Origin of the sequence: Sphingomonas sp. ASY06-1R, assembly GCF_052180265.1 — a bacterium.
Lineage (GTDB): Bacteria > Pseudomonadota > Alphaproteobacteria > Sphingomonadales > Sphingomonadaceae > Sphingomonas_I.
The window spans coordinates 3,711,755-3,732,946 of sequence record NZ_CP197464.1; the positions used below are offsets into that span (position 1 = coordinate 3,711,755).

Annotated in this window: 18 protein-coding genes; 12 read left to right on the top strand and 6 right to left on the bottom strand. The window is 66.8% G+C overall.

Features of this window, described 5'->3' with window-relative positions:
• Positions 1 to 110 precede the first annotated feature (110 nt).
• Genes ACSBM8_RS17530 through ACSBM8_RS17550 form a run of 5 tightly spaced genes read left to right on the top strand, consistent with a single transcriptional unit; the run spans position 111 to position 4,485 of the window.
• The gene (locus ACSBM8_RS17530; RefSeq protein WP_442679275.1) at positions 111 to 1,115 is read left to right on the top strand and encodes an endonuclease/exonuclease/phosphatase family protein; all 1,005 of its coding nucleotides are present in this window, start codon (positions 111 to 113) and stop codon (positions 1,113 to 1,115) included.
• The gene (locus ACSBM8_RS17535; RefSeq protein WP_442679276.1) at positions 1,115 to 1,876 is read left to right on the top strand and encodes a DUF2334 domain-containing protein; all 762 of its coding nucleotides are present in this window, start codon (positions 1,115 to 1,117) and stop codon (positions 1,874 to 1,876) included. Before ACSBM8_RS17530 ends, ACSBM8_RS17535 begins: the two co-directional genes overlap by 1 nt.
• Before the next feature lie 25 nt (positions 1,877 to 1,901).
• Positions 1,902 to 2,819 (top strand): hypothetical protein, encoded by a 918-nt coding sequence (locus ACSBM8_RS17540; RefSeq protein ID WP_442679277.1) that lies wholly within the window; start codon positions 1,902 to 1,904, stop codon positions 2,817 to 2,819.
• On the top strand, positions 2,816 to 3,307 hold the full coding sequence (locus ACSBM8_RS17545) for a DUF2141 domain-containing protein (protein ID WP_442679278.1): 492 nt from the start codon (positions 2,816 to 2,818) through the stop codon (positions 3,305 to 3,307). Before ACSBM8_RS17540 ends, ACSBM8_RS17545 begins: the two co-directional genes overlap by 4 nt.
• A 2-nt stretch (positions 3,308 to 3,309) precedes the next feature.
• Complete coding sequence (locus ACSBM8_RS17550; RefSeq protein ID WP_442679279.1) at positions 3,310 to 4,485, top strand: glycosyltransferase; 1,176 nt, start codon at positions 3,310 to 3,312, stop codon at positions 4,483 to 4,485.
• A 16-nt stretch (positions 4,486 to 4,501) separates the two neighbouring features.
• Here the strand turns inward: ACSBM8_RS17550 and ACSBM8_RS17555 are convergent, their stop codons facing one another.
• The gene (locus ACSBM8_RS17555) at positions 4,502 to 5,635 is read right to left on the bottom strand and encodes a glycosyltransferase (protein WP_442679280.1); all 1,134 of its coding nucleotides are present in this window, start codon (positions 5,633 to 5,635) and stop codon (positions 4,502 to 4,504) included.
• Positions 5,636 to 5,886: 251 nt separating this feature from the next.
• Here ACSBM8_RS17555 and ACSBM8_RS17560 point away from each other — a divergent pair, with 251 nt between their 5' ends.
• From ACSBM8_RS17560 to ACSBM8_RS17575, 4 genes are read left to right on the top strand one after another with little or no spacing between them, the layout of a single operon-like run.
• On the top strand, positions 5,887 to 6,426 hold the full coding sequence (locus ACSBM8_RS17560; protein ID WP_442679281.1) for an RNA polymerase sigma factor: 540 nt from the start codon (positions 5,887 to 5,889) through the stop codon (positions 6,424 to 6,426).
• Positions 6,423 to 7,376: a FecR family protein gene (locus tag ACSBM8_RS17565; protein ID WP_442679282.1), complete on the top strand. Its 954-nt coding sequence runs from the start codon at positions 6,423 to 6,425 to the stop codon at positions 7,374 to 7,376. Before ACSBM8_RS17560 ends, ACSBM8_RS17565 begins: the two co-directional genes overlap by 4 nt.
• Positions 7,363 to 9,705, top strand: coding sequence for a TonB-dependent receptor (locus ACSBM8_RS17570; protein WP_442679283.1), 2,343 nt, complete (start codon positions 7,363 to 7,365; stop codon positions 9,703 to 9,705). Before ACSBM8_RS17565 ends, ACSBM8_RS17570 begins: the two co-directional genes overlap by 14 nt.
• A 15-nt stretch (positions 9,706 to 9,720) precedes the next feature.
• Positions 9,721 to 10,617 carry a glucosamine inositolphosphorylceramide transferase family protein gene (locus ACSBM8_RS17575; RefSeq protein ID WP_442679284.1) on the top strand — a complete coding sequence of 299 codons (897 nt, stop codon included), beginning with the start codon at positions 9,721 to 9,723 and terminating at the stop codon, positions 10,615 to 10,617.
• On the opposite strand, the gene ACSBM8_RS17580 is transcribed toward ACSBM8_RS17575, so the two are convergent.
• From ACSBM8_RS17580 to ACSBM8_RS17600, 5 genes are all read right to left on the bottom strand, one after another.
• Positions 10,541 to 11,686 carry a glycosyltransferase family 4 protein gene (locus ACSBM8_RS17580; RefSeq protein ID WP_442679285.1) on the bottom strand — a complete coding sequence of 382 codons (1,146 nt, stop codon included), beginning with the start codon at positions 11,684 to 11,686 and terminating at the stop codon, positions 10,541 to 10,543. The two genes, ACSBM8_RS17575 and ACSBM8_RS17580, sit on opposite strands and share 77 nt — an antisense overlap.
• Entirely contained in the window at positions 11,683 to 13,020 is a 1,338-nt protein-coding gene (locus ACSBM8_RS17585; protein WP_442679286.1) for a lipopolysaccharide biosynthesis protein, read from the bottom strand. The genes ACSBM8_RS17580 and ACSBM8_RS17585 overlap by 4 nt, the downstream gene beginning before the upstream one ends.
• Positions 13,004 to 14,209, bottom strand: coding sequence for a hypothetical protein (locus tag ACSBM8_RS17590; RefSeq protein ID WP_442679287.1), 1,206 nt, complete (start codon positions 14,207 to 14,209; stop codon positions 13,004 to 13,006). Before ACSBM8_RS17590 ends, ACSBM8_RS17585 begins: the two co-directional genes overlap by 17 nt.
• A gap of 166 nt (positions 14,210 to 14,375) precedes the next feature.
• Positions 14,376 to 15,167 (bottom strand): arginyltransferase, encoded by a 792-nt coding sequence (locus ACSBM8_RS17595; RefSeq protein ID WP_442679288.1) that lies wholly within the window; start codon positions 15,165 to 15,167, stop codon positions 14,376 to 14,378.
• Between the two features lie 124 nt (positions 15,168 to 15,291).
• Complete coding sequence (locus ACSBM8_RS17600) at positions 15,292 to 16,536, bottom strand: threonine ammonia-lyase (RefSeq protein ID WP_442679289.1); 1,245 nt, start codon at positions 16,534 to 16,536, stop codon at positions 15,292 to 15,294.
• Positions 16,537 to 16,752: 216 nt separating this feature from the next.
• Here ACSBM8_RS17600 and ACSBM8_RS17605 point away from each other — a divergent pair, with 216 nt between their 5' ends.
• From ACSBM8_RS17605 to recQ, 3 genes are read left to right on the top strand one after another with little or no spacing between them, the layout of a single operon-like run.
• Entirely contained in the window at positions 16,753 to 17,619 is an 867-nt protein-coding gene (locus ACSBM8_RS17605; RefSeq protein WP_442679290.1) for an NAD(P)-dependent oxidoreductase, read from the top strand.
• Complete coding sequence (locus tag ACSBM8_RS17610; RefSeq protein ID WP_442679291.1) at positions 17,616 to 19,313, top strand: amidohydrolase; 1,698 nt, start codon at positions 17,616 to 17,618, stop codon at positions 19,311 to 19,313. Before ACSBM8_RS17605 ends, ACSBM8_RS17610 begins: the two co-directional genes overlap by 4 nt.
• A 60-nt stretch (positions 19,314 to 19,373) precedes the next feature.
• Positions 19,374 to 21,128, top strand: a complete 1,755-nt coding sequence (recQ, locus tag ACSBM8_RS17615; RefSeq protein WP_442679292.1) for a DNA helicase RecQ — start codon at positions 19,374 to 19,376, stop codon at positions 21,126 to 21,128.
• Positions 21,129 to 21,192: the final 64 nt, after the last annotated feature.

The window sequence follows — 21,192 nt, forward strand, 5'->3', positions numbered from 1 at the left end:
TGCATCTTCCGACTGTCATGCATCCGCAGTGATGCGGGGGCATAGCATCGGTGCCGTCTCACCCAGGCAAGTGGGACAAGATCATGATGCGGATTGTTGGGCTCTTAGGAATGATCATCGTTACGGCGGCGGCACAGGCGGCCCCGCCGGCGGCGTCGTTTCCGCCGCAATTATCGGTCATGACCTACAATGTCGAAGGTCTGCCCTGGCCGGTCCGGTCGGACCGCGCCGATGCCGAACAGGCCATCGGCAAAAAACTGCGTGCCCTCCGTCAGCGCGGCGCCCAGCCCCACATCCTGGTCTTGCAGGAGGCCTTCACCGATTCCGCCAAGGCGATCGCGACCGCAGGGGGCTATCGCTATATTGCGAACGGCCCCGCCCGCGACGATCCCGGTGCCCCGCCCACCACCGCGTCCGATCGGCAATTCATGTCGGGCGCCCGGATGATGGCGGGCGAAACCGTCGGCAAATGGGTCGATAGCGGGCTGCGGATCGCGTCCGATTACCCGATCGTCGCGGTGCGCCGCATGGCCTACCCGGCTTATGCCTGCGCCGGGCTCGATTGCCTCGCCAACAAAGGTGCGCTGGCGGTGCAGATCGCGGTGCCGGGCCTGCCGCAGCCCGTCGTCGTCGTCGCCACCCACATGAATTCGCGCGCGGCGGCCGGTGTGGCGTTCGACCGCTCTTTCTATGCCTATCGCCGTCAGGTCGACGCGCTCGGCCGCTTCATCGCCGCGGCCGCCCCGCCCAGCTGGCCGCTCATCGTCGCCGGCGATTTCAATGCCGGGCAAGGCGCCAATCGCCATGCCTATCTGGTGCAGAGCGCCGCTCAGTGGCGCCCGCAGGCCGGCATGTCGGTGGCGATGAACCAATGTCTGGCGCAGCAGAGCTGCACGAAATCCAACGCGCCGGATATTCAGTTCAGCTTCCGGCGCAAACGGGATTGGCAATTCTATTCGCCCGGCACATCCGTCGGCCTGCGCGTGGCGGGGCTGGCAGCGATCTTCGGGCATGATGCCCGTGGCGCCATGCTGTCGGACCATGTCGGCTACATGGCGGATTACGCCGTAAGCGCCAAATCGACCGCGGGGCTGACCCGCCTGGCGGTCCGCTGATGACGCCGCGCCGCCTGCTCCTGTCGATCCACGACGTCACGCCGGGCACCGTCGCCCAGGTCGAGACGCTGCACGCGCATCTGTGCGACCACGCGCAGGCATCGTCGCTCGCCCTGCTGGTGGTTCCGCATCATTGGAACAGCAGCTCGATCGCGCAGGATGCGCCCTTCAAAGCATGGCTGCGCGCGCGCCATGCGGCCGGGGACGAGATCATCCTGCACGGTTGGAGCCATCGCGACGAGACCGATCCCCGCGGCTGGCTGGCGCAGTTCAAGGCGCGCGCCATGACCGCGCGTGAGGGCGAATTTCTGTCGATCGAAGGCGTCGATGCGCTGCGGCGGCTCCGCGACGGACGGGCCCTGCTGGAAGATATTATCGGGTCGGCGGTTCCGGGCTTCATCGCCCCGGCCTGGCTCTATGGCGACGGCGCGCATGCCGCGCTCGCGCAGGCGCGGTTCGACTTTGCAGAGGATCATTTCCGGGTCTGGTCGCCTCAGACGGGCAAGGTCCTGGCGCGCGGACCCGTAATCACCTGGGCCAGCCGCAGCCCGGCGCGTATGCGCAGCTCGCTCGCCTTCGCCACGGTGGCGAGAAGCGTGCTCGGCCGTGCACCCGTCGTCCGGATTGGCGTCCATCCCGGTGATACCGGGCAACCGCGGATCATGGACAGCATCCGCCGCACCGCCCGTCGCTTCCGCAATTCGCATCGCCCGACCCGCTACGCCGCGCTCGCGGCCGTGGGCGCATCGGCGCGGCTCTGATCGCGCGCATCCAAAGGACAATCTGTTGGCGTCCTCACCTTCTGCAATCACGCCGTCGATCGGTACCCTGGCTCCTCCGGAGCCGGCGCGACTGCCCTGGCAACGGCTGCTCGCCATTCTCCTGTCGCTGGCCCTGCTCGTTTCGCTTGGCATGGTCCTGCGCGAAGAGGGCGTCGCCCGGCTGCGCGGCGCTTTGCCGACATCCCCGGTCTTCTGGCTGGCATTCGGCGCTTATTATCTCGCTTTGCCGACCTCCGAATGGATCATCTACCGGCGGCTCTGGCAGATCCCCGGATCCGCCTTTGCTGCTCTGTTACGCAAGCTCGTCAGCAACGAGATGCTGTTGGGCTATTCCGGCGAATTGTCCTTCTACCTCTACGCCCGGCGCAAGGGGTTCGTAGCAGCCAGTCCGTTCGGCGCGATCAAGGATGTCAGCATCATGTCGGCCATGGCCGGCAATATCGCGACGCTGACGATGGTTGCGATGGCGTGGCCCATCTGGCGCCACTGGCGGCCCGGCGCCTTGCCTTCGGGAAGCGCGGAATCCTTTCTGTTGCTGATCGCCGCCTGCGCCGTGCTGCTGGTGCTGCGCCGCCGGATCTTTTCGCTCGCCTCCACCCAGTTGCGCTTCATCGGCGCGGTGCACCTGACCCGCGTTTCGCTGACGACGTTGCTGCTGGGCATACTCTGGACTGCAGCGCTCCCGAGCGTGCCGGTGACGACCTGGGTCGCGCTTGCCGCGCTCCACTTGGTCGTCACCCGTCTGCCGCTCGTGCCCAATAAGGATATCGTGTTTGCCGGCGCAGCGATGTGGATGGTCGGCGCGGAAACCTCGATCGGCACGCTGATGGCGCTGATCGCGTCACTCCTGGTTGCGACGCATCTGGTCGTTGGGTTGAGCATCCTGCTGGGCGATCTGATCGGGGCGAGCGACGCCTCATGATGCCGCTCTTGTTGCTGGCGGCCGCCGCGAGCGCGCCGCCGCTCGGCCTTGCGGCCGGCATCTGCCATCCCGATCCGGCGGAGACCCAGATCCGGGTTGAGGTGCAGGGCCTGAAAGATCGGGTCGGGCGCCTGCGGCTGGAGCTATATCCGGCGAACGACGCCGACTTCCTGGCGGACGACACGATCCTCATCCGGGACGGCAAAAGCTTTGCGCGGGTCGACGAGCCGACGCCGCCTGCGGGACCGGTCAGCCTGTGCATCCGCGCGCCCGCGCCCGGCCGATATGCCGTGCTGCTGCTGCACGATCGCAATTCCAACCATCGCTTCGATTTCGCGGGCGACGGTATCGGCTTCGCCGGAAACCCCCGGCTCGGTTGGTCGCGGCCGCATGCCGCCGCCGCCAGCGTCACCGTCGGCGCGGGCCGCACCGATATCGCGATCGTGATGAACTATCTGCATGGCTTCTCCATGCGCCCCGAGAAATGACCATGCGCATTGCCGACGTTTCAGCTTTTTACACCTCCCGCGGGGGCGGCGTGCGCACCTATGTCGAACGCAAGCTCGCTTATGCCGAACAGGCCGGCATCGAACTGACCGTGATCGTTCCGGGCGAAACCGGCACGATCGAGCGGCGCGGCCGGCACACGCGCCTGATGCATATCGCATCCCCGCCGCTCATCTTCGATCGCCGCTACCGCTATTTCGAATCCGCCGCTGCGGTGCACGCTGCGCTCGACGATTTCGCGCCGGATGTGGTCGAGGCTTCGTCGCCCTGGCGTACTGCGTCGATTGTCGCCGACTGGCAGGGAAGCGCGTCGCGTGCCCTGGTCATGCACGCCGATCCGCTGGCCGCTTATGCCTATCGCTGGTTCGGCAATGTCGCGGAACGCGACACGATCGATCGCGGCTTCGAATGGTTCTGGGCGCATCTGCGTCGCGCCGCGCGCCGCTACGATATCGTCGTATCCGCCAATAGCGGTCTGACCGCGCGCCTGCGGCATGGCGGCCTGCATCAGGCGACCACCATCCCGCTAGGCGTGGATCCAGATATCTTTTCGCCCACGCTGCGCGATCCTACGTTGCGCGCGCATCTGCTGGAATGTTGTGCACTGGATGCCGATGCCCTGCTTCTGCTCGGTGTGGGGCGCCAGGCGCCGGAAAAACGGTGGCCGACGATCATCCAGGCGGTCGGCAAAGCGGGCGTTCAGCGCGGCGTCGGCCTGATCCTGATGGGCGAGGGGCGCGATCGTGCGAAGCTGCTGCGCTGCATTGGCGGCAATCCGCATATCCGCATGCTGCCGCCAACCGCGTCGCGCGCGGCGCTGGCGAAGATCCTCGCGAGTGGGGATGCGCTGATCCACGGCTGCGAGGCGGAGACATTCGGTCTGGTCGCGGCGGAGGCGGCCGCCTCCGGCCTGCCACTGATCGTGCCGGACGAGGGCGGTGCCGCCGATCAGGCACAGCCCGATCGTGCCGAAACCTATCGCGCGGGCGACGTGGATGCGGCGGCGGCGGCCATCGTCCGTCTCGCCGATCGCGACCCGCAGGCGCTTCGGACGGCGGCGCGGGTGGCGGCGAGCGCGGCGCGCACGCTCGACGATCATTTTACCGATCTGTTCGCGCGCTATCACGGCTTCACGGCGCGCTACGCCCTCCTCGCCTGAGCAGCGCGGCCGGGGCCTATCGGCGTCCGGCCCGCTTCCGGGCCAAATGCCGGTCGATCAGCGCAAGATAGGATGTCGCGCAATAGTGCTCATCGTGACGGCGCATCAACGGCGTCGCATCCGGCGGCGTATACGGACGATCCAGGACTTCCAGCAGCGCCGTGGCGACCGCGTCCGCGTCGGCCCGCACGATCTGCGCGCCTCCGCCGGTGGGCACGATTTCCCGCAAGGCCGGCGAACAGCGCGTCACCAGCACCGGCGCGCCCGATGCGACCGCCTCGACCAGGGCGGCAGGATAGCCTTCATAGCGCGACGTCATGAGAAAGCAGGCGGCGCGCCGCAGCCACGGGCGAATATCGCGCACATGTCCTGCCAGCAGCACCCGCTTTTCCAGGCCCAGGTCGGCGATCAATTGGCTCAGTCGCGCGCGCTCGCCGCCTTCGCCCAGGATGATCATCCGGATATTGGCTGCAGCCGGCAGCCGCGCCATGGCGGTAATCGCCAGCTCGAAATTCTTTTGCGGTTCCAGTCGCCCGGCCGCGACGATCAGACCGGGCTCGCGTTCGATCGCATCCTTCGTCATCGCGCCGGAGCTGAAGATCGGCTCCCACTGCGCGGCCACGCGGTCGCGATCGAACAGCGTCTCCGCCTCCGCTTGCAGGGCCGGGCTCATGGCGACGAGCGTATCGATCCGTGCGGTCAGCAGCTTCAAGGTCAGCCACCGCAGCCAGCCGGCGGGCCCGCGCCGATCCCGGCGCACCAGCGGATTGCTGATCTTGCAGAAGGTGGCTGCGGTCGACCGGTCCCGCAGCGAGAATGCAGCGAGCGCGAGGATATGGAAATTGCCCGGCGCCCAGATCACGTCGGGTTGCAGACGGGCGGCGACGCGCGCCAGCGCAAAGCCCAGCCGGACGCGCGACAACGGGGCTCGCGGGAGTGCCGGCTTCGCCTGTTCGACGGTGATCGCAGGATCGACCATCATCCGCGTCGGCCCCTCCTCGCTACCGCAGAAGATGTGCACATCGCGCCCCGCCTTCGCCCATTGATTGGCAAGCCGAACGGCAACCCGTTCGGTACCGCCGCCCGAAAAATCGTGCATCAGGATCAGGATACGTTCGGCGACCACGGCCGCCGGAGCGGTGGGCGGCACGAACAATCGTACATTCGGCGGGCTGACGCCGCTTAAAGATGGATCGAACATCGTCCGAAAGACGCCGCCCGTGTTGCATACCCGCATCACTTGGCGAATTCGATTCAATTGCAGGGATTTGGCGTGCGGATTCGTCGCCGGGGTGACGTCTGTTCTGCATAATGGGCCAAGCCGATCCTTCCTCGTCCAACATTGTCGCTCTGCCGACCGGCGGGTATCAATTTCGTGCGGACAGGCGCATGGAGCCGGACATGGTCGCTAGCGGTCTTGGCGCGGTGTTTCTTGCCAATCGCGGCCCGCTGCTGCGCTTTCTGCGGGCACGCGGTGCGGGGGACGATGCCGAAGACGTGATGCAGGATCTGTGGCTCAAGATCGATCGGCTGGAGGCGGAAGGCCCGATTTCCGACGCACGCGCCTATCTGTTCCGCATGGCCGACAATCTGATGCATGATCGGGTGCGGGCATCCATGCGTCGCGCAAACCGCGAACATGCCTGGGGCGAGACGGGCTACGACGAAAGTGGCGCCGACGATACACCGTCGGCGGAGCGCACGTTGGCGGCACGGCAGCGGCTGCGCCGCGTCGAACGCGCACTGGCGACGCTTGGCGAGCGATCGCAGGCGATTTTCCGCCGATTCCGGATCGAGGGCATTCCGCAAGGTCGGATCGCCCAGGAAGAAGGCATCAGCATCAGCGCAGTCGAGAAGCATCTCCAGCGCGCCTATCGGGTCGTCGCGACCCTGGTCGACGAAGAGGATGATGCGGCGCCCGTGAAGGGGCGTGCGCCATGATCGACGCACATATCCGCGACGAAGCCGCCCGGTGGATGGCGCGCGCGCGCGATCCCCGCTTTTCCGATTGGGACGGGCTGACCGATTGGCTCGAGGCCGATCCAGCGCACAATCTGGCGTATGAATCCGCTTATGCCGCGCATGATCTGGCGGGCGAACTCAGCCTGCCCGCGGCACCGGCGCCCATTTCCTCGCCGGCGCCGGCGGCAGTACCCAGGGTGCGCCGCGTAGCCTGGTGGACGGGCGGCGGCGTCGGACTTGCCGCGGCGGCAGCGGCGGTCTTCGCGTTGGTCTTGCCGACCACCGCCCCCGATCTGATGGTTACCCAAACCGGGCCGGGCGAGCAGCGCACCGTGGCGCTGCCCGATGGAACGCAGGTGGCGCTTAACGGCGATTCGCGTCTGGTCTTCAGCGCAAAGGACGATCGCACGGCCAGATTGGAACGCGGCCAGGCGATGTTCAGCGTGGTCCATGACGATAACCGGCCCTTCACCGTCGATGTCGGCGGACAGCGGCTGGTCGATCTCGGCACGCGTTTCGATGTCCTGCGCACGTCGCAGGGTAGCGAAGTGGCGGTGGCCCAGGGTGCCGTTCTCTATGATCCTCAGGGGGCCGCGGTGCGGCTCGGCGCCGGACGGATGCTGCGCAAGAATGACCGGAGCGACCTGGTCGAAGTGTCGGATGTCGATCCCGCTCTGGTCGGGACATGGCGCTCCGGGCGACTGGTCTATCACGGCGCCCGGCTCCAGCGCGTGGCGGACGACCTCGGCCGGTTGACGGGGGAGCATGTCGCCGTCGCACCGGCGCTGGCGGAACGTCCCTTCACCGGCGTGATCGTGGTCCCCGCGCATGATCGCCGCGACTTCCTGAACCGGCTGGGCCAGGTTCTCGACGTGGACATCGCCAAACAGTCGCAAGGCTATTACTTGAAGGCGCGTGCGGAGCGCTGAAATTCTGGCGGTGGTGATGGTGACGCTGGCGGCGGCCTCCGCGGAGGCCGCGTTGCCCGCGCGCTTTCCGCTCAACCTGCCGGCCGGCCCGCTCGGCAACACGCTGATCCGGCTGGCCGAGCAGACCGGTGCCACGATCGGATCCACCGACCCGGCCGTAGCCCGCTTGCCGGCCCCGGCCCTGCGCGGCCGGATGGACGTGGCGGCGGCGCTCCGGCGCCTCCTGCGCGGCCAACCCGCCCGCGCCGAGCGAATCGACGATCTCACCTGGCGCATCGTCACCGCCGCGGCACCGCCCGCTGCATCGCCGACACCCTCGCGGCCGGCCCCGCCCCTGAACGAAGGCGAGGTCGTCGTCACCGCCGCCAAGACCGGAACGCGGCTGTCGCGCTACGCCGGCACGGCATCGATCATCGCCGGGGCCGATCTGGATATCGCGCAGCAGGGGCGCGGATCGGATTCCTTGATGGAACGGGTGCCGTCGATGAGCTCGACGCATCTCGGCTCGGGCCGGAACAAATTGTTCATCCGGGGCATCGCCGATTCCAGCTTCAACGGCCCGTCCCAGGCGCTGGTCGGGCAATATCTGGGCGACGTCCGGCTGAACTATAACGCCCCCGATCCGGACCTCAGCCTCTACGACGTCCAGGCGGTCGAGGTCATCGAAGGACCGCAGGGCACGCTGTATGGCGCCGGATCGCTCGCGGGGGTGATGCGGATCGTGCCCCAGCCGGTCGCAATGGGCATGACCGAGGGCAGCCTGGCCGTCGGACGGTCATTCACCGCCAGCGGTGCGCCCGGATATGATGCGATGGGCGTACTGAACCTGCCTTTGGGACAGAATGTGGCAGCCCGTGTGGTGGCGTTTCGCGCGGTCGAAGGCGGCTATATCGATGATCGGTACCGCGGTCTCAACAACGTGAATCGCACGCGCAAGCGCGGCGGGCGCGCGGTGATCCGCGCCGAATTGGGCGATTGGCACATCGAATTCGGCGCTGTTATGCAGGATATCGCGACGCGGGACGGCCAATATGCCGACATTGCGCTGCCGCCTTTGACCCGTTCCAGCCGCATCGCGCAGCCTTTTGACAATGATTATCTGCTGGGAAGCGTCACCGTAACCCGCAATTGGGGCGGCACTTCGCTCGTGTCCGCGACCTCCGCGCTGCGCCAAAACACGGGATCGCGCTATGATTTCACCCCCGCCGCGGCCACATCGCCGCGCATTTTCGAACAGCACAACCGGATCGGGCTCTTCTCCAACGAAACGCGCCTGTCGCATCAGGATGCGGACGGCCGCGGCTGGGTCGTCGGCGGCAGCTTCCTGCAGGACGACGAACGGCTGACACGGGCGTTCGGCAGCCCGGATGCGCCGACCCGGATCCTTGGCGTCGACAACAGCGTCACCGAATTGTCCGCCTTCGGGGAATGGGGCATCGGGCTGGCGCCGCACCTGATCGCCACCGTCGGGGGACGGATCGAATATGATCATCTTACCGGCCACGCTTTGGGCCGCCGTGCCGAAGTCGGCGAGCCGCGCCGGAACGAGCGCACCTTCCTGCCGTCGCTATCGCTATCGTGGCGGCCGGGCGGCGACTGGCTGCTCTATGGCCGTTATCAGGAAGGCTTTCGCCCCGGTGGCCTTTCCGTCACGCCTACGGCCGACGGCCCGGTCATCCAGCGGTTTCATGGCGACAATCTGGCGTCGTCGGAGATCGGCGCCAAATGGCGGCCGGACGGCGCACGCCATTTCGACGCAGCAATCGCGTTCAGCCATGCCCAGTGGGACAATATCCAGGCGGATCTTGTCAATACCGCCGGGCTGCCGTTCACCCAGAATATCGGGTCCGGGCGGATCTGGGGGGCAGAGGCGACGATCGGCTGGCGCCCGATCCACGCGCTGAAGCTCAGCGCCGCCTTATTCGCCAATGACAGTCGCCTGACCCATCCCGCCGAGACGGTCGGGACGGCCGAAAAGAAATATGAACTGCCCAACGTCGCCCATATCGGCGCAACCGGCCGCATCGCGTTCACCCAACCGCTGCGTGGCGCGTGGCGGCTGGATGCGGATGCGCGCGTTTCCTATGTCGGCCATAGCCGCTTGGGCGTGGGACCGCAGCTGGACCTGCTTCAGGGCAATTATGTTCTGGCCGGAAGCGCGCTCCGGCTGAGCGACGGGCGCTGGGGCCTGTCGCTGGATGCGGACAATCTGCTCAACAGTCGCGGGACTATGTTCGCGCTCGGCAACCCGTTCGGCGTGAGCGCCGGACGCCAGAGCATTCCCCCGCGCCCGCGCACGATCCGGATCGGCATGGATGTCCACTTCTAAAGGCTCCGCGGGCTGATGCCGCGGCGCTGCGACATCTGGCGGGTCGGTATCGTCCGCGCGCCGATCGAGGCGATTGCGGCGCGCGGTGCCGCCAATCCCGCCGCGATCACCTGGCTGCCGGAGGAACCTTCCTTCCAATTCCTGGCTGACCCCTTCGGCCTGTGGCGCGACGGCGCCCTGCACCTGTTCGCAGAAGCCTATGATTACCGCACCCGCCACGGCGTGATCGATCATATCGCCCTGGATGCCGATCTGCGCTCGACCGCGCGTGAGACCGTGCTGCGCACGCCCTGGCACCTGTCCTATCCTTATGTGTTCGAGCATGAGGGCGAGACGTGGATGCTGCCCGAAGCGCATAAATCCGGCGCGCTGACCCTATATCGCGCGCAGGATTTCCCGCGCGGGTGGGAGGCCAGCACCTCCATCACCCTCGACGTCGCGCCGATCGACGCGACCCCGGTGCAGCATGAGGGGCGATGGTGGCTGTTCTACACGGGCGGCCCGGATCGTGCCGCCCGGATGGGCGCGCTGCATTGCGCCTGGGCGGAGCGGCTGGACGGGCCGTGGCACCCCCATCCCGGCAACCCGATCCGCCAGGACATAAGCGGCGCCCGACCGGGCGGAACACCGTTCATTCGCGACGGCAGTCTCGCGCTGCCGGTACAGGATTGCAGCCGGACATATGGCGGCGCGATCCGCATCCTGCATTTCCCGCGCCTAGATCCCGATCGCGTGGAGACTCTACTTGGCCCGGCCATGCCGGTGCCCGCCGGGATCGGCTATGACGAGGGCTGCCACACGCTGGCGGGCTGCGGCCCGGTCAGCCTGATCGACGTCAAGCGGGTCGACCGTTCGGGGCGGGGCTGGTTGATCGACTTGCAGCGTGCGATCGCGCGGCCCGCAAGGCCTTGATCCGATCCAGCGCACGCACGCCCGAACGCGCAAAGGCGCCGCCACCGAACGTCTTCAGCATGTTGCAGCGCGCCGTCCTTCCCATCGGTGCCAGTCGTTCCGGCTGGGCCAGCAGATCCGCCAGCGCCGACGCGAGCGCCTGGGAATTACCGGGCGGCACGATGCGCCCGGTCAGGCCGTCGCAGATGCTGTAGGGCAGTTCGCCCACTGCCGAGGCCACGACCGGCAACCCTGCCTGCATCGCTTCGTGCGCAGCAATGCATAATCCTTCGGACCGCGACGGCTGCAGATAGAGGTGCTGCCGCGCCAGGAAGGCGCGCGGCTCGCAGAAGCCGACGAAGCGCAGGTTGAACAAGCGCTCGCGTGCGGCCATCGCGGTCAGCCGCTCGTGCAGATCGCCATCGCCGGCTATGGAAACTTCGATCGGGGCCGGCGCGGCCCAGCCGGAATCTCGCAGCCGCGCCAGGGCAGCGATCAGGACATCATAGCCCTTCACGTGATGCAGCCGGCCAAGCGAACCGATACGGATCGGCTCGCCCGGTCGCCATGGCGTGGCACAAGGCGCTCGATCGTCCGCCTCGAATAACGGCCAGGTCGCAATCCGTTCGTGCGACACGCCGAGGCGGCGATGGGTCAGCGACGCGACATTGTTGGAATCGGCCAGCCATAATAGCGAACGGCGTTGCCGGGCCTTCAGCAGCAGCAGATTGGCGGGCTTGAGATAGGCGGCATGCTGCCAGCTGACGACATCGATATCGTGTAATTGCCCGACGATCTGACCGATCAGAGTGGCGCGGGTGAGCGACGTCCAGATCAGATCGGGCTGCATGCGCAGCATCTGGTGATCGAGCCAGCGCAACGCGGTGAGATGATCGCGCTGACCGCCTTCGCGGACGGTGACGGGAATGCCGGCATCGCGCACCGCCGGCAGGCCCCGCAGATCGCGCGGCGTGAGCGCCACCACCTCGACATGGCAGCCCTGCGCCTGCAACACCCGCACGACCGCGGGGACCGGCGCAGACGCACCGCCACCCTCCAGCGAATTGATGACATAGGCGATACGCATCATGCCAGGACCCGATCAGCGCGCGGTGCGCGGGTTTGGTAGAGAACGAGCATCAGCAGCAGCACGGAGGCCGCGAGCCCCTGGAGGATCGCATGCCAGCCCGCGCCGGCGAGGCCGTAGCGTTCCATCATCCAGGGCAGCAGCGGCAGCAGGCCCAGGCTGACGACAACGTTGATCCCCACCGACAAGGAGGGCTTGCCGAGCGCGGTGAGGGCGGCGCTAGCAGCCGGCGCCATCAGCCAGAACGCACGGCCGATCGCGAGCAGCAGCATCAGCCCGGCGGCGCCGGCAAAGGATCGCCCGCCAAGCGCGACGACGACATCGTCCCCGGCAAAGGCAAGGATCAGCACGACCGGGCTCGCCGCCGCCAGCGCCACGCCGGCACAGCGCAGCAGCGCGGCGCGCAGGGCGGCGCCGCCGCCATGGCTGGCAACCAGCCGCGCAAGTTCGGCATAGGCCGCCTGGCCCATCATCTGCGCGGGCTGCTGGATCAGAACGGCCGCGCGCTGCGCAACCGCATACAGCCCTGCCGCGGCCGGCCCCAATGTCCAGCCGACGAACAAAGGCGGGATCCGCGCGGCGAGCTCCGTCAGCGTCACATCCGCATTGGCGGCGACCATGAAGCGCCAGATGCCCGGATTTTCACGGAGCGTGCCTTGCATGCTGCCCAGCACGCGCGGCGCGCGCAGCGTCTGCCGCATGGCGACCAGCCCGAGCAGCCACATCGCGGCCCATTCGGACAGTGCCGCAACCAGCCAGACCAGCAGGAATCCGGTAAGCCCCCAACCGGCCCATGCGGCCATCAAGGCACCTGCCAGCCGCACCGTCGGCGCGACCAGATTATGCAATCCGAGCCATCCGAACCGGCCGACTAGCTGAAGATAGCCGGCGGGCGTGGCGCGGATCGTGGCCAGCACCGCGAAACTATAGGGGAGGGCCAGCGCGATCGCGGTGGAGGACCAGCCGAGATGCGGCCCCAGGATCGGGGCCAGCGTGGCCGCCACCAGAATGGAAGCCAGCCCGCCCGCGCCTTCGACGAGCGCGGCAAAGCGCAGCAGCCGGACGAGCCGGGGATGATCATCCTGCGCCAGCGCCTGCGCGCCATAGCGCACGATCGCATGCCAGCCGGGAAATTCGATGATCCCGCCGATCGTCATCGCAAACGTATGGACCAGCACCAGCACGCCATAATCGGTCGGGCCGAGCGTACGCGTCGCCACCACCATATAGCCAAGACCCAGCAGGGCCGCCGCAGCCTTGCCGCCGAGGAGCCGCATCAGATTGGCGTAAATCCGACCGACCAACCCCTGCCCCGCGCCTTCAGCCTTGCGCGGCACGGCGCTCTTCGGACATCTGCGGTGTTGCCAGTTCCACGCCCATGACGCCGGCAACGGCCGTGGCGGCACGGACGGACGAGGGAATGTCCGTGAGGTCGAAGCTGGCGTCGAACAGCGCCCGTTGCACCGATGCATAGCGCCCATGGGCGTCGCGACGCGCGAGCGTCAGCGCCTCCCCCAATTGGCCGGGCATATCGATGACCGGGCCGGCCCGCCAATGCATGTAATTGGGGTCGTTGGTCCACGGCACATGGTGGGCGTTGACGAACACGCACGGCCGCGGCTCGAGCAGGAATTCGTACACCTGGCTCGACACATCGCCCAGATAGATGTCAGCACGCCGGGTATAGGTCATGTTGCTCGAGGCGCGGCTGCCGAGATCGATATGGATATTGTCCGCGCGCAGATAGCGATCCTCGATCCGGCCGGGCCGATCGATCCGCAGCTTGTCGATCGTCAGCGCGAAGGATCGTTCGAACAGCATGACGTGCGGGGCGAAGATCAGCTGATATTCGTCATGCTCGACAAACCAGTCGAGTATCTGCCGCCCGACCCGGAACCAGGAGGAAAGATGGGGCGAGACATGCGGGTTGTAGAGCACCACCGGGCGGCCGTCGTTCAACAGCGCATGGGTGCGGGTCGTCATCGGCAGATCGAACTTGGGGTAGCCGACAACGCTGATCCGGCTTGCCTCAACCCCGGCATCGGCGATCAACCGGCGCCTGATCTTGTCGCCCGACACCAGAACATGATCGAACAGGGCGCTGATCGGGTCGAAACCGATCGCACGATCCCCCGCCCCATGGCGGGTATGGATGATCTTCAGTCGATCCAGGCCATAGCGGGTCTTCAGGATCAGCGAGGTCTTTTCCGCGACGACCAGCACGTCGATCGAGCGGAAGAAATCCAGATTGTCGCCGTAGACGAGCAGCTTGGACGCGGGCGCGAACGGCTCCGCCAGCGCAGCCATACATTGCGAGCGGCGCCGTTGCAGCGTCAGCGGCCGCAGCGTGACGCTCCGTCCGATGCGGGCACCGGCCAGCCGCGTTACCTCCGCCTGGATGCGGGGGTTGGTCGTCGCCAGGATCACCTCGATCTGCGGCGCGGCATCCGCCAGCGCCAACGCGATCGGCAGGCTATGCGCGACCTGATGAACCTGATCGTGATTGAAGAGGAAACATGCTTTCACACGAGCCAGACGGCACGGGGTAAAGCATCCCGCACCTGAATTTTCGTCCGAGCTGCGAGGCGCATCGCAGATATCGTAATCGATTGAGGACCGTGCCCCTCACCAGCGCATCCGCATGCCGGTAACCGCGCTTATGCCCCGGGCAACCTTTCCCGCAGGCTGTTCGCTAAATCTTTGGGAATTTCGTCCCGCCGGTGGCCGGCGGTAGGCCGGGTTCGAGATCCGCGGCATCGAACCGGCGCCAGCCATTCGGGCCAAGGCGTTCGATCGGCTGGAAGCGGACTTTATACTGCATCCGCGACGAGCCTTTCACCCAATAGCCGAGATAGACGAAAGGCAGACGTGCGGCACGCGCCCGCTGAATATGATCGAGAATGATGAACGTCCCCAGCCCCGGCCGCGATTCGAGCGCGGGATCGAAGAAGCTGTAGACCATCGACAGGCCGTCCGACTGCTGATCGGTCAGGCAGGCGCCCACCAATGTTCCTGGGCGCCCGTTTGACGAAGGTTCGCGATATTCGACCATGAAGGTCGTCACCGGCGTCTGTTCGACCATGTCGGCGAAATCGAGTTCGTCCATCTCCGCCATACCGCCGCCGGGATGACGGGCCGAAAGATAGCGACGGAGCAAGGAAAATTGCTCCTCCGTCGTCCAGGGTTCGCAGGCATTGACGACCAGATCGGCGTGGCGGCGCAATTGCTTGCGCTGAGTGGCGTTGGGCTGGAACTCCCCCGCGACGACGCGCACCGAAACGCACGCCTGGCAATCGGTGCAGCTGGGGCGATAGGCGACGCCCTGGCTGCGGCGGAAGCCGATGCGGCCCAGCGCCTCGTTCAGCTCCGCGGCATGGGTGCCGGCGAGTTCGGTAAAAACCTTGCGCTCCGTTCGCCCCGGCAAATAGGGACATGGCGCGGGCGAGGTCACGAAGAACCTCGGAAATTTGAATTGCGCACTCACCGCCTACACGCGCCTCGCCCTCGTGGCCCCCACCACAAGTATGCCGTCCCTAAGATCGGATGGAAAGCCGATTTCCCACCGCAAATGTGAAAGGCTGGCGCGGTTTGCTAGACACCGGTTGCAATCAGGCAAGTTCCACCGGACTTGCGTCATAACCTTCATGTTCCAGCGCAGCCATCAGGCGGGCAAGATGGGCGGCATCCCGGGTTTCGCATTCGATATCGGTGATCAGGCCCTTGGCAGGCAGCGTCGAGAAGACGCGCTGATGATAGACTTCGATGATGTTGACCTGTTCCTGATCGAAGATGCGCGCGACGTTATAAAGGGCGCCGGGACGATCCTGCAGCTTGATCCGCAGGCGGGCGAGGCGGCCCGACCGGGCCAGATCGCGCAACAGCACGTTGGCCAGCAGGCGGGGATCGATATTGCCGCCGCACAGAATGATGCCGACGGTCTTGCCCGCGAATCGGCCGGGATCGCCCAGCAAGGCGGCTAGGCCGGCCGCGCCGGCGCCTTCGACCACGGTCTTCTCGATCTGGAGCAGCATCGAGACCGCCTGTTCCAGATGGCGCTCCGGCACGAGCAATATGTCGTCGACGCGTTCGGCGATGATGCCGGCGGTGATCGATCCCGGCTCCTTGACCGCGATACCTTCTGCCAGCGTGTCGCCATGGCAGGGCAGGCTGGTGCCTTTGATGCGGTTATACATGGACGGGTAAAGTTCGGCTTCGACCCCGATCACCTGGACGCCCTCGCGCGCCTTCGCGACGGTGGCGCAGCCGGAGATCAGGCCGCCCCCACCGATCGGCACGATCAGCGTATCGATATCGGGGGCGTCCTCGAACATTTCGATCGCGACCGTCCCCTGCCCGGCGATCACCTGCACATCGTTGAACGGATGGACGATGGTGAGGCCGCGCTCCGACGAAAGCTGGCGCGCATAGGCCAGCGATTCGTCGACATTCTCGCCATGCAGGATCACGCTGGCGCCATGCCCTTCGGTCTGGCTGACCTTCACGTTGGGGGTCGTCCGCGGCATGACGATCGTCACCGGAATGCCCAGGCGCGCGCCATGATAGGCCAGGCCCTGCGCATGGTTGCCGGCCGATGCCGCGATCACGCCGCGCGCCTGTGCGCCTGCATCCAGCTGGCACAATTTGTTGAGCGCGCCGCGTTCCTTATAGGCGGCGGTGAACTGCAGATTTTCGAACTTCAGATAAACGGTCGCCCCCGTCAGCTGGCCGAGCGTACGGCTAATCAGCGTCGGCGTCCGCACGATCGAGCCGGCGATGCGGCCGTGGGCGGCGCGGACATCGTCAAGCGAAACGGGCAGCTCTTCGGCCGCGGCGGATTTGGTGAGGGTTGCCATGATGGTTTCGCCCTAGGCCTATCACAGCGCTTTTTGAACCCCAGCGCTAGCGTGTGCCGGAGTGGGGGCTTAGGACGGCGAGAAGACTGGAATCCAAGCCGTTCGTGTCGAGTAGGGTTCGAGCGTGACGAGAACCCGTATCGAGACAGTCCCTCGATACGCCGTCTCGACAAGCTCGACAGCTATTCGGGGCGAACGGCGTTCGTTGGAGAATACATGGCAAAAGTAAGCTTCATCGGGTTGGGCGTGATGGGCGGACCGATGGCGGGCCATCTCGCCGCCGCCGGACATGACGTTACCGTCTATAATCGCAGCGGCGACAAAGCGGCGGCATGGCTGCAGCGCTATCAAGGCAGGAGCGCCGCGACACCGGCACTGGCCGCGGAGGGGGCGGACGCGGTCTTCACCTGCGTCGGCGCGGATCATGACCTGGAAGACGTGATGCTGGGGCCCGACGGTGCATTTGCCACGATGCGCCCGGGCGCCGTGTTCGTCGATCATACGACCGTGTCCGCCCGGATCGCACGGCGGCTTGCTGGCGAAGGACAGGAACGCGGGCTGCTGGTCGTGGACGGCCCCGTGTCCGGTGGCCAGGCCGGCGCCGAGAATGGCACACTGTCGATCATGTGCGGCGCGACGCTCGAGGCGTTCGGCCGGGCGGAGCCCTTGATGCAGGCCTATGCCGCGCGCGTCGTCCATGTCGGCGAGGCCGGTGCCGGGCAGACGGCCAAGATGTGCAACCAGATCGCGATTGCCGGGGCCATTCAGGGCGTGGCCGAGTCGCTGCGGTTCGCCCAGGCCGCCGGCCTGGACACGGACAAGGTATTTGCGGCGATTTCCGCGGGTGCGGCGGGAAGCTGGCAGATGCAGAATCGCTGGGCGACGATGGCGCAGGATCAGTTCGATTTCGGCTTCGCGGTCGACTGGATGCGCAAGGATCTGGGCCTGGCGCTAGAAGAAGCGCGTAATAATGGCGCGACCCTGCCGGTGGCGGCGCTGATCGATCAATTTTATGCCGAGGTGCAGCAGATGGGTGGTGGGCGTCAGGATACATCGTCGATCGTGCGGAGGCTGGGCCGATGACGCGGCATCTGACCATCGCCCTGATCGCGCTGCTGGCGGCCACGCCACTGTCTGCGCGCAAGCGGCTGCCTGCGCCGGAAATCCCGGTCACGCCCCAGGGCCTGGTCGATAATGTCAACGGCTACACGATCGATGGCCAGGGCAATCTGGAACGATTCTCCGGCCTGCTGATCGGCCGCGACGGGCGGGTCGTGAAGCTGCTGCATGAAGGGGATGCACGCCCCGAACGGCCGGATTTCCGGCTGGACGGCCAGCATCGTACATTGTTGCCCGGCCTGAACGACGCGCATGGCCATATTTCCGGCCTGGGCTTTCAGGCGCTCGGCCTGGACCTGACGAGCACGACCAGCCTGGCGGACGCGCAGCGCCGGCTGGAACGCTATGCGGCCGAACATGAGACGCCGGCCTGGATCCGCGGCGGCGGATGGAATCAAGAGAAGTGGCAGCTCGGCCGCTTCCCGACCGCGGCCGACCTGGACCCCTTCACCAAGAGCCGGCCGGTCCTGCTGGAGCGGATCGACGGGCACGCCATCCTCGCCAATAGCGCGGCGATGGCGGCGGCCGGCATCACCGCGCGCACGCCGGATCCCGCCGGCGGTCGGATCGAGCGCGACGCCAAGGGCAATCCGACCGGCCTGTTCGTCGATGCCGCGCGCAACCTGGTGGAAAAAGCCGCGCCCGCGCCGCTGCCGCGCGAACGCGATGCCGCGATCGCCAAGGCGCAGGAGATATTGATCGCCGACGGCATCACCGCGACCAGCGACATGGGTACCAATGTCGACGATTGGGAATCGATGCGCCGGCTGGGGGATACGGACCGGCTGCGCATGCGCATCACCAGCTATGCAATGGGTGTCGATACGCTGCTGACGGTCGCCGGATCGCAGCCGACCGGCTGGCTCTATGGCGGGCGGCTGCGGATGATTGGGGTGAAGCTCTACGCCGACGGCGCGCTCGGATCGCGCGGCGCGTGGCTGAAGCGTCCCTATAGCGACATGCCGAGCACGCGCGGCCTGCAGTTCATGGACGATGCCAAGATCAAGAATCTGATGAGCCGGGCCGCGATGGACGGCTTCCAGGTCGCGGTCCACGCCATTGGCGACGCCGCCAATGCGCAGGCGCTGGACGCGATCGAGGAATTGTCAGCAACCTATGAGGGCGATCGACGCTGGCGGATCGAACACGCCCAGATCATCGATCCGGCCGATCTGCCCCGCTTCGCCAAATATAAGGTGATCGCATCGATGCAGCCGAGCCACGCGACATCCGACCATATCATGGCGGTGAAGCGGCTGGGCGCGGACCGGCTGAAGGGCGCCTATGCCTGGAAGACGATGCTCGACAATCATGTCCCGCTTGCCTTTGGATCGGACTATCCGGTGGAGGATCCCAATCCCTTTGCGGGGATGGCGGATGCGGTGACGCGCGAAGATGCGGCGGGCGATCCGCCGGGCGGCTTCCTGCCCGAACAGAAGATCAGCCTGACGCAGGCGCTGGCCGCCTTCACCACCGGCGGCGCCTATGCCGCCAAGGCGGAGGACCGGATCGGCAGCCTGGAAGCCGGCCATTTTGCCGACTTCATCCTGCTGGATCGCGATCCGTTTCAGGTCGACGCCCGCGCCTTGCGCGAAACCAAGGTCATGGAGACGTGGATCGGCGGCGTGCGGGCCTGGGTGCGCAAAGCGGGAAGCTGAGCCGGATCGGCGTCAATGGCGTAGACATATGGCATGTGGCCGTACAAGCGGGGCGCGACCATGACTCCCCGCCAGGCCCTGCACGATACGTTCGGTTACCATGATTTCCGCGGCCGCCAGGCCGAGGTGATCGATCGCGTCATGGCTGGCCAGAATACACTGGCGGTGATGCCGACCGGCGCCGGCAAATCGCTGACCTATCAGATTCCCAGCCTGTGCCGGCCGGGGACGGGCATCGTCATATCGCCGCTGATCGCGCTGATGCATGATCAGGTCCGCGCAGCCGAGGCCGCTGGCATCCGCGCGGCGGCGCTGACGTCGGCCGACAGCGACCGCGACGAGACGATGCGCCGGCTGCGCGATGGCGAGCTGGACCTGCTGTACGCCGCACCCGAGCGCGCCAATACGGACGGTTTTCGCCGCCTGCTGGATCGCAGCCAGATCGCCTTGATCGCGATCGACGAGGCGCATTGCGTATCGGAATGGGGCCATGATTTCCGGCCCGATTACCGCCAGCTGCGCAGCATGCTGGACGCGCATGCCGATGTGCCGCGGCTGGCGCTGACCGCGACCGCCGACAAGCACACGCGCGCCGATATCCTCGCCCAGCTTGGCATTCCCGACGACGGCCTGATCCTGGCGGGGTTCGACCGCCCGAACATCCGCTATGCGATCAGCCCGCGTGACGGGCTTGCCCGCCAGCTGGCGGCGCTGGTGACGGAGACGCCGGGGCCGGGCATCATTTATGCACAAAGCCGGGCGGAAACCGAAAAGCTGGCGGCTTCGCTGGCCTCCACCGGGCGTCCGACCCGTGCTTATCATGCCGGGCTGGAAGCCGCCCAGCGCCAGGCCAATGCACGGGCCTTCGTGTCGTCCGAGGATATGGTGATGGTCGCGACCATCGCGTTCGGCATGGGCATCGACAAGCCCGACGTGCGCTTTGTGGCCCATGCCGGCATCCCGAAATCGATCGAGGCTTATTATCAGGAAACCGGCCGCGCCGGACGCGATGGCGATCCCGCGGTTGCGCATCTGTTCTGGGGGGCCGAGGATTTCGCCCGCGCACGCCGCCGGATCGAGACCGAGGTGGAGGATTCGCGCCGTGGCGGCGAACGGCAGCGGTTGAACGCGTTGGCGGGCCTGGTGGAGGCGACAGGGTGCCGCCGCGCGATCCTGCTGCGCCATTTTGGCGAGCATCCGTCCGAAACCTGCGCCAATTGCGACAATTGCCTCAATCCGCCGTCCGCGGTGGACGCGACCGAGATTGCGCGCAAATTCCTGTCCGCCGCCTTCCGGACCGAGATGCGCTTTGGCGTGACCCACCTGACCGACGTGCTGGCCGGCAAGGAAACGGACAAGATACTGGGCCAGGGGCATCATCGCCTGTCCGTATTCGGCATCGCCAACGAAGACGAAGTGCGCATGATCAAGCCGGTCGCGCGGGCGTTACTGGCACGCGATGCGCTGCGCGCCGATGACTTTGGCGGCCTTTCGTTCGGGCCGGCCGCGAAGCCGATCCTGAAGGGAGAGGAAAAGGTCGCGATCGTCCTGCCGCCGAAACGCGCGCCGGGACGCCGCCGGGATCGGGAGAGCGGGCCCGCCGATCCCTTGTTCGACGCGCTGCGCGACCTGCGCCGGCAATTGGCCAAGGATCAGGGCGTCCCGCCCTATGTCATCTTCCACGACGCGACGCTGCGCGAGATGGTGGAGGCCAAGCCGGCCAGCCTGCGCGCGCTGGGCGAGGTCAGCGGCGTCGGCGCGCGCAAACTGGAAACCTATGGCGAGGCGTTCCTGGCCGTAATCCGGACGTTCTAGGGTCTGCTACAGCCTAGCCCCCTCTCCCCGGCGGGGAGAGGGCTGGGGTGAGGGGGAGCGAGCC

Bases quoted from the DNA above. Each gene is read 5' to 3' on its own strand.
- ACSBM8_RS17530 (WP_442679275.1), top strand. From the start codon at position 111: ATGATCATCGTTACGGCGGCGGCACAGGCGGCCCCGCCGGCGGCGTCG.
- ACSBM8_RS17535 (WP_442679276.1), top strand. From the start codon at position 1,115: ATGACGCCGCGCCGCCTGCTCCTGTCGATCCACGACGTCACGCCGGGC.
- ACSBM8_RS17545 (WP_442679278.1), top strand. From the start codon at position 2,816: ATGATGCCGCTCTTGTTGCTGGCGGCCGCCGCGAGCGCGCCGCCGCTC.
- ACSBM8_RS17550 (WP_442679279.1), top strand. From the start codon at position 3,310: ATGCGCATTGCCGACGTTTCAGCTTTTTACACCTCCCGCGGGGGCGGC.
- ACSBM8_RS17560 (WP_442679281.1), top strand. From the start codon at position 5,887: ATGGTCGCTAGCGGTCTTGGCGCGGTGTTTCTTGCCAATCGCGGCCCG.
- ACSBM8_RS17565 (WP_442679282.1), top strand. From the start codon at position 6,423: ATGATCGACGCACATATCCGCGACGAAGCCGCCCGGTGGATGGCGCGC.
- ACSBM8_RS17575 (WP_442679284.1), top strand. From the start codon at position 9,721: ATGCCGCGGCGCTGCGACATCTGGCGGGTCGGTATCGTCCGCGCGCCG.
- ACSBM8_RS17580 (WP_442679285.1), bottom strand. From the start codon at position 11,686: ATGATGCGTATCGCCTATGTCATCAATTCGCTGGAGGGTGGCGGTGCG.
- ACSBM8_RS17600 (WP_442679289.1), bottom strand. From the start codon at position 16,536: ATGGCAACCCTCACCAAATCCGCCGCGGCCGAAGAGCTGCCCGTTTCG.
- ACSBM8_RS17605 (WP_442679290.1), top strand. From the start codon at position 16,753: ATGGCAAAAGTAAGCTTCATCGGGTTGGGCGTGATGGGCGGACCGATG.
- ACSBM8_RS17610 (WP_442679291.1), top strand. From the start codon at position 17,616: ATGACGCGGCATCTGACCATCGCCCTGATCGCGCTGCTGGCGGCCACG.
- recQ (WP_442679292.1), top strand. From the start codon at position 19,374: ATGACTCCCCGCCAGGCCCTGCACGATACGTTCGGTTACCATGATTTC.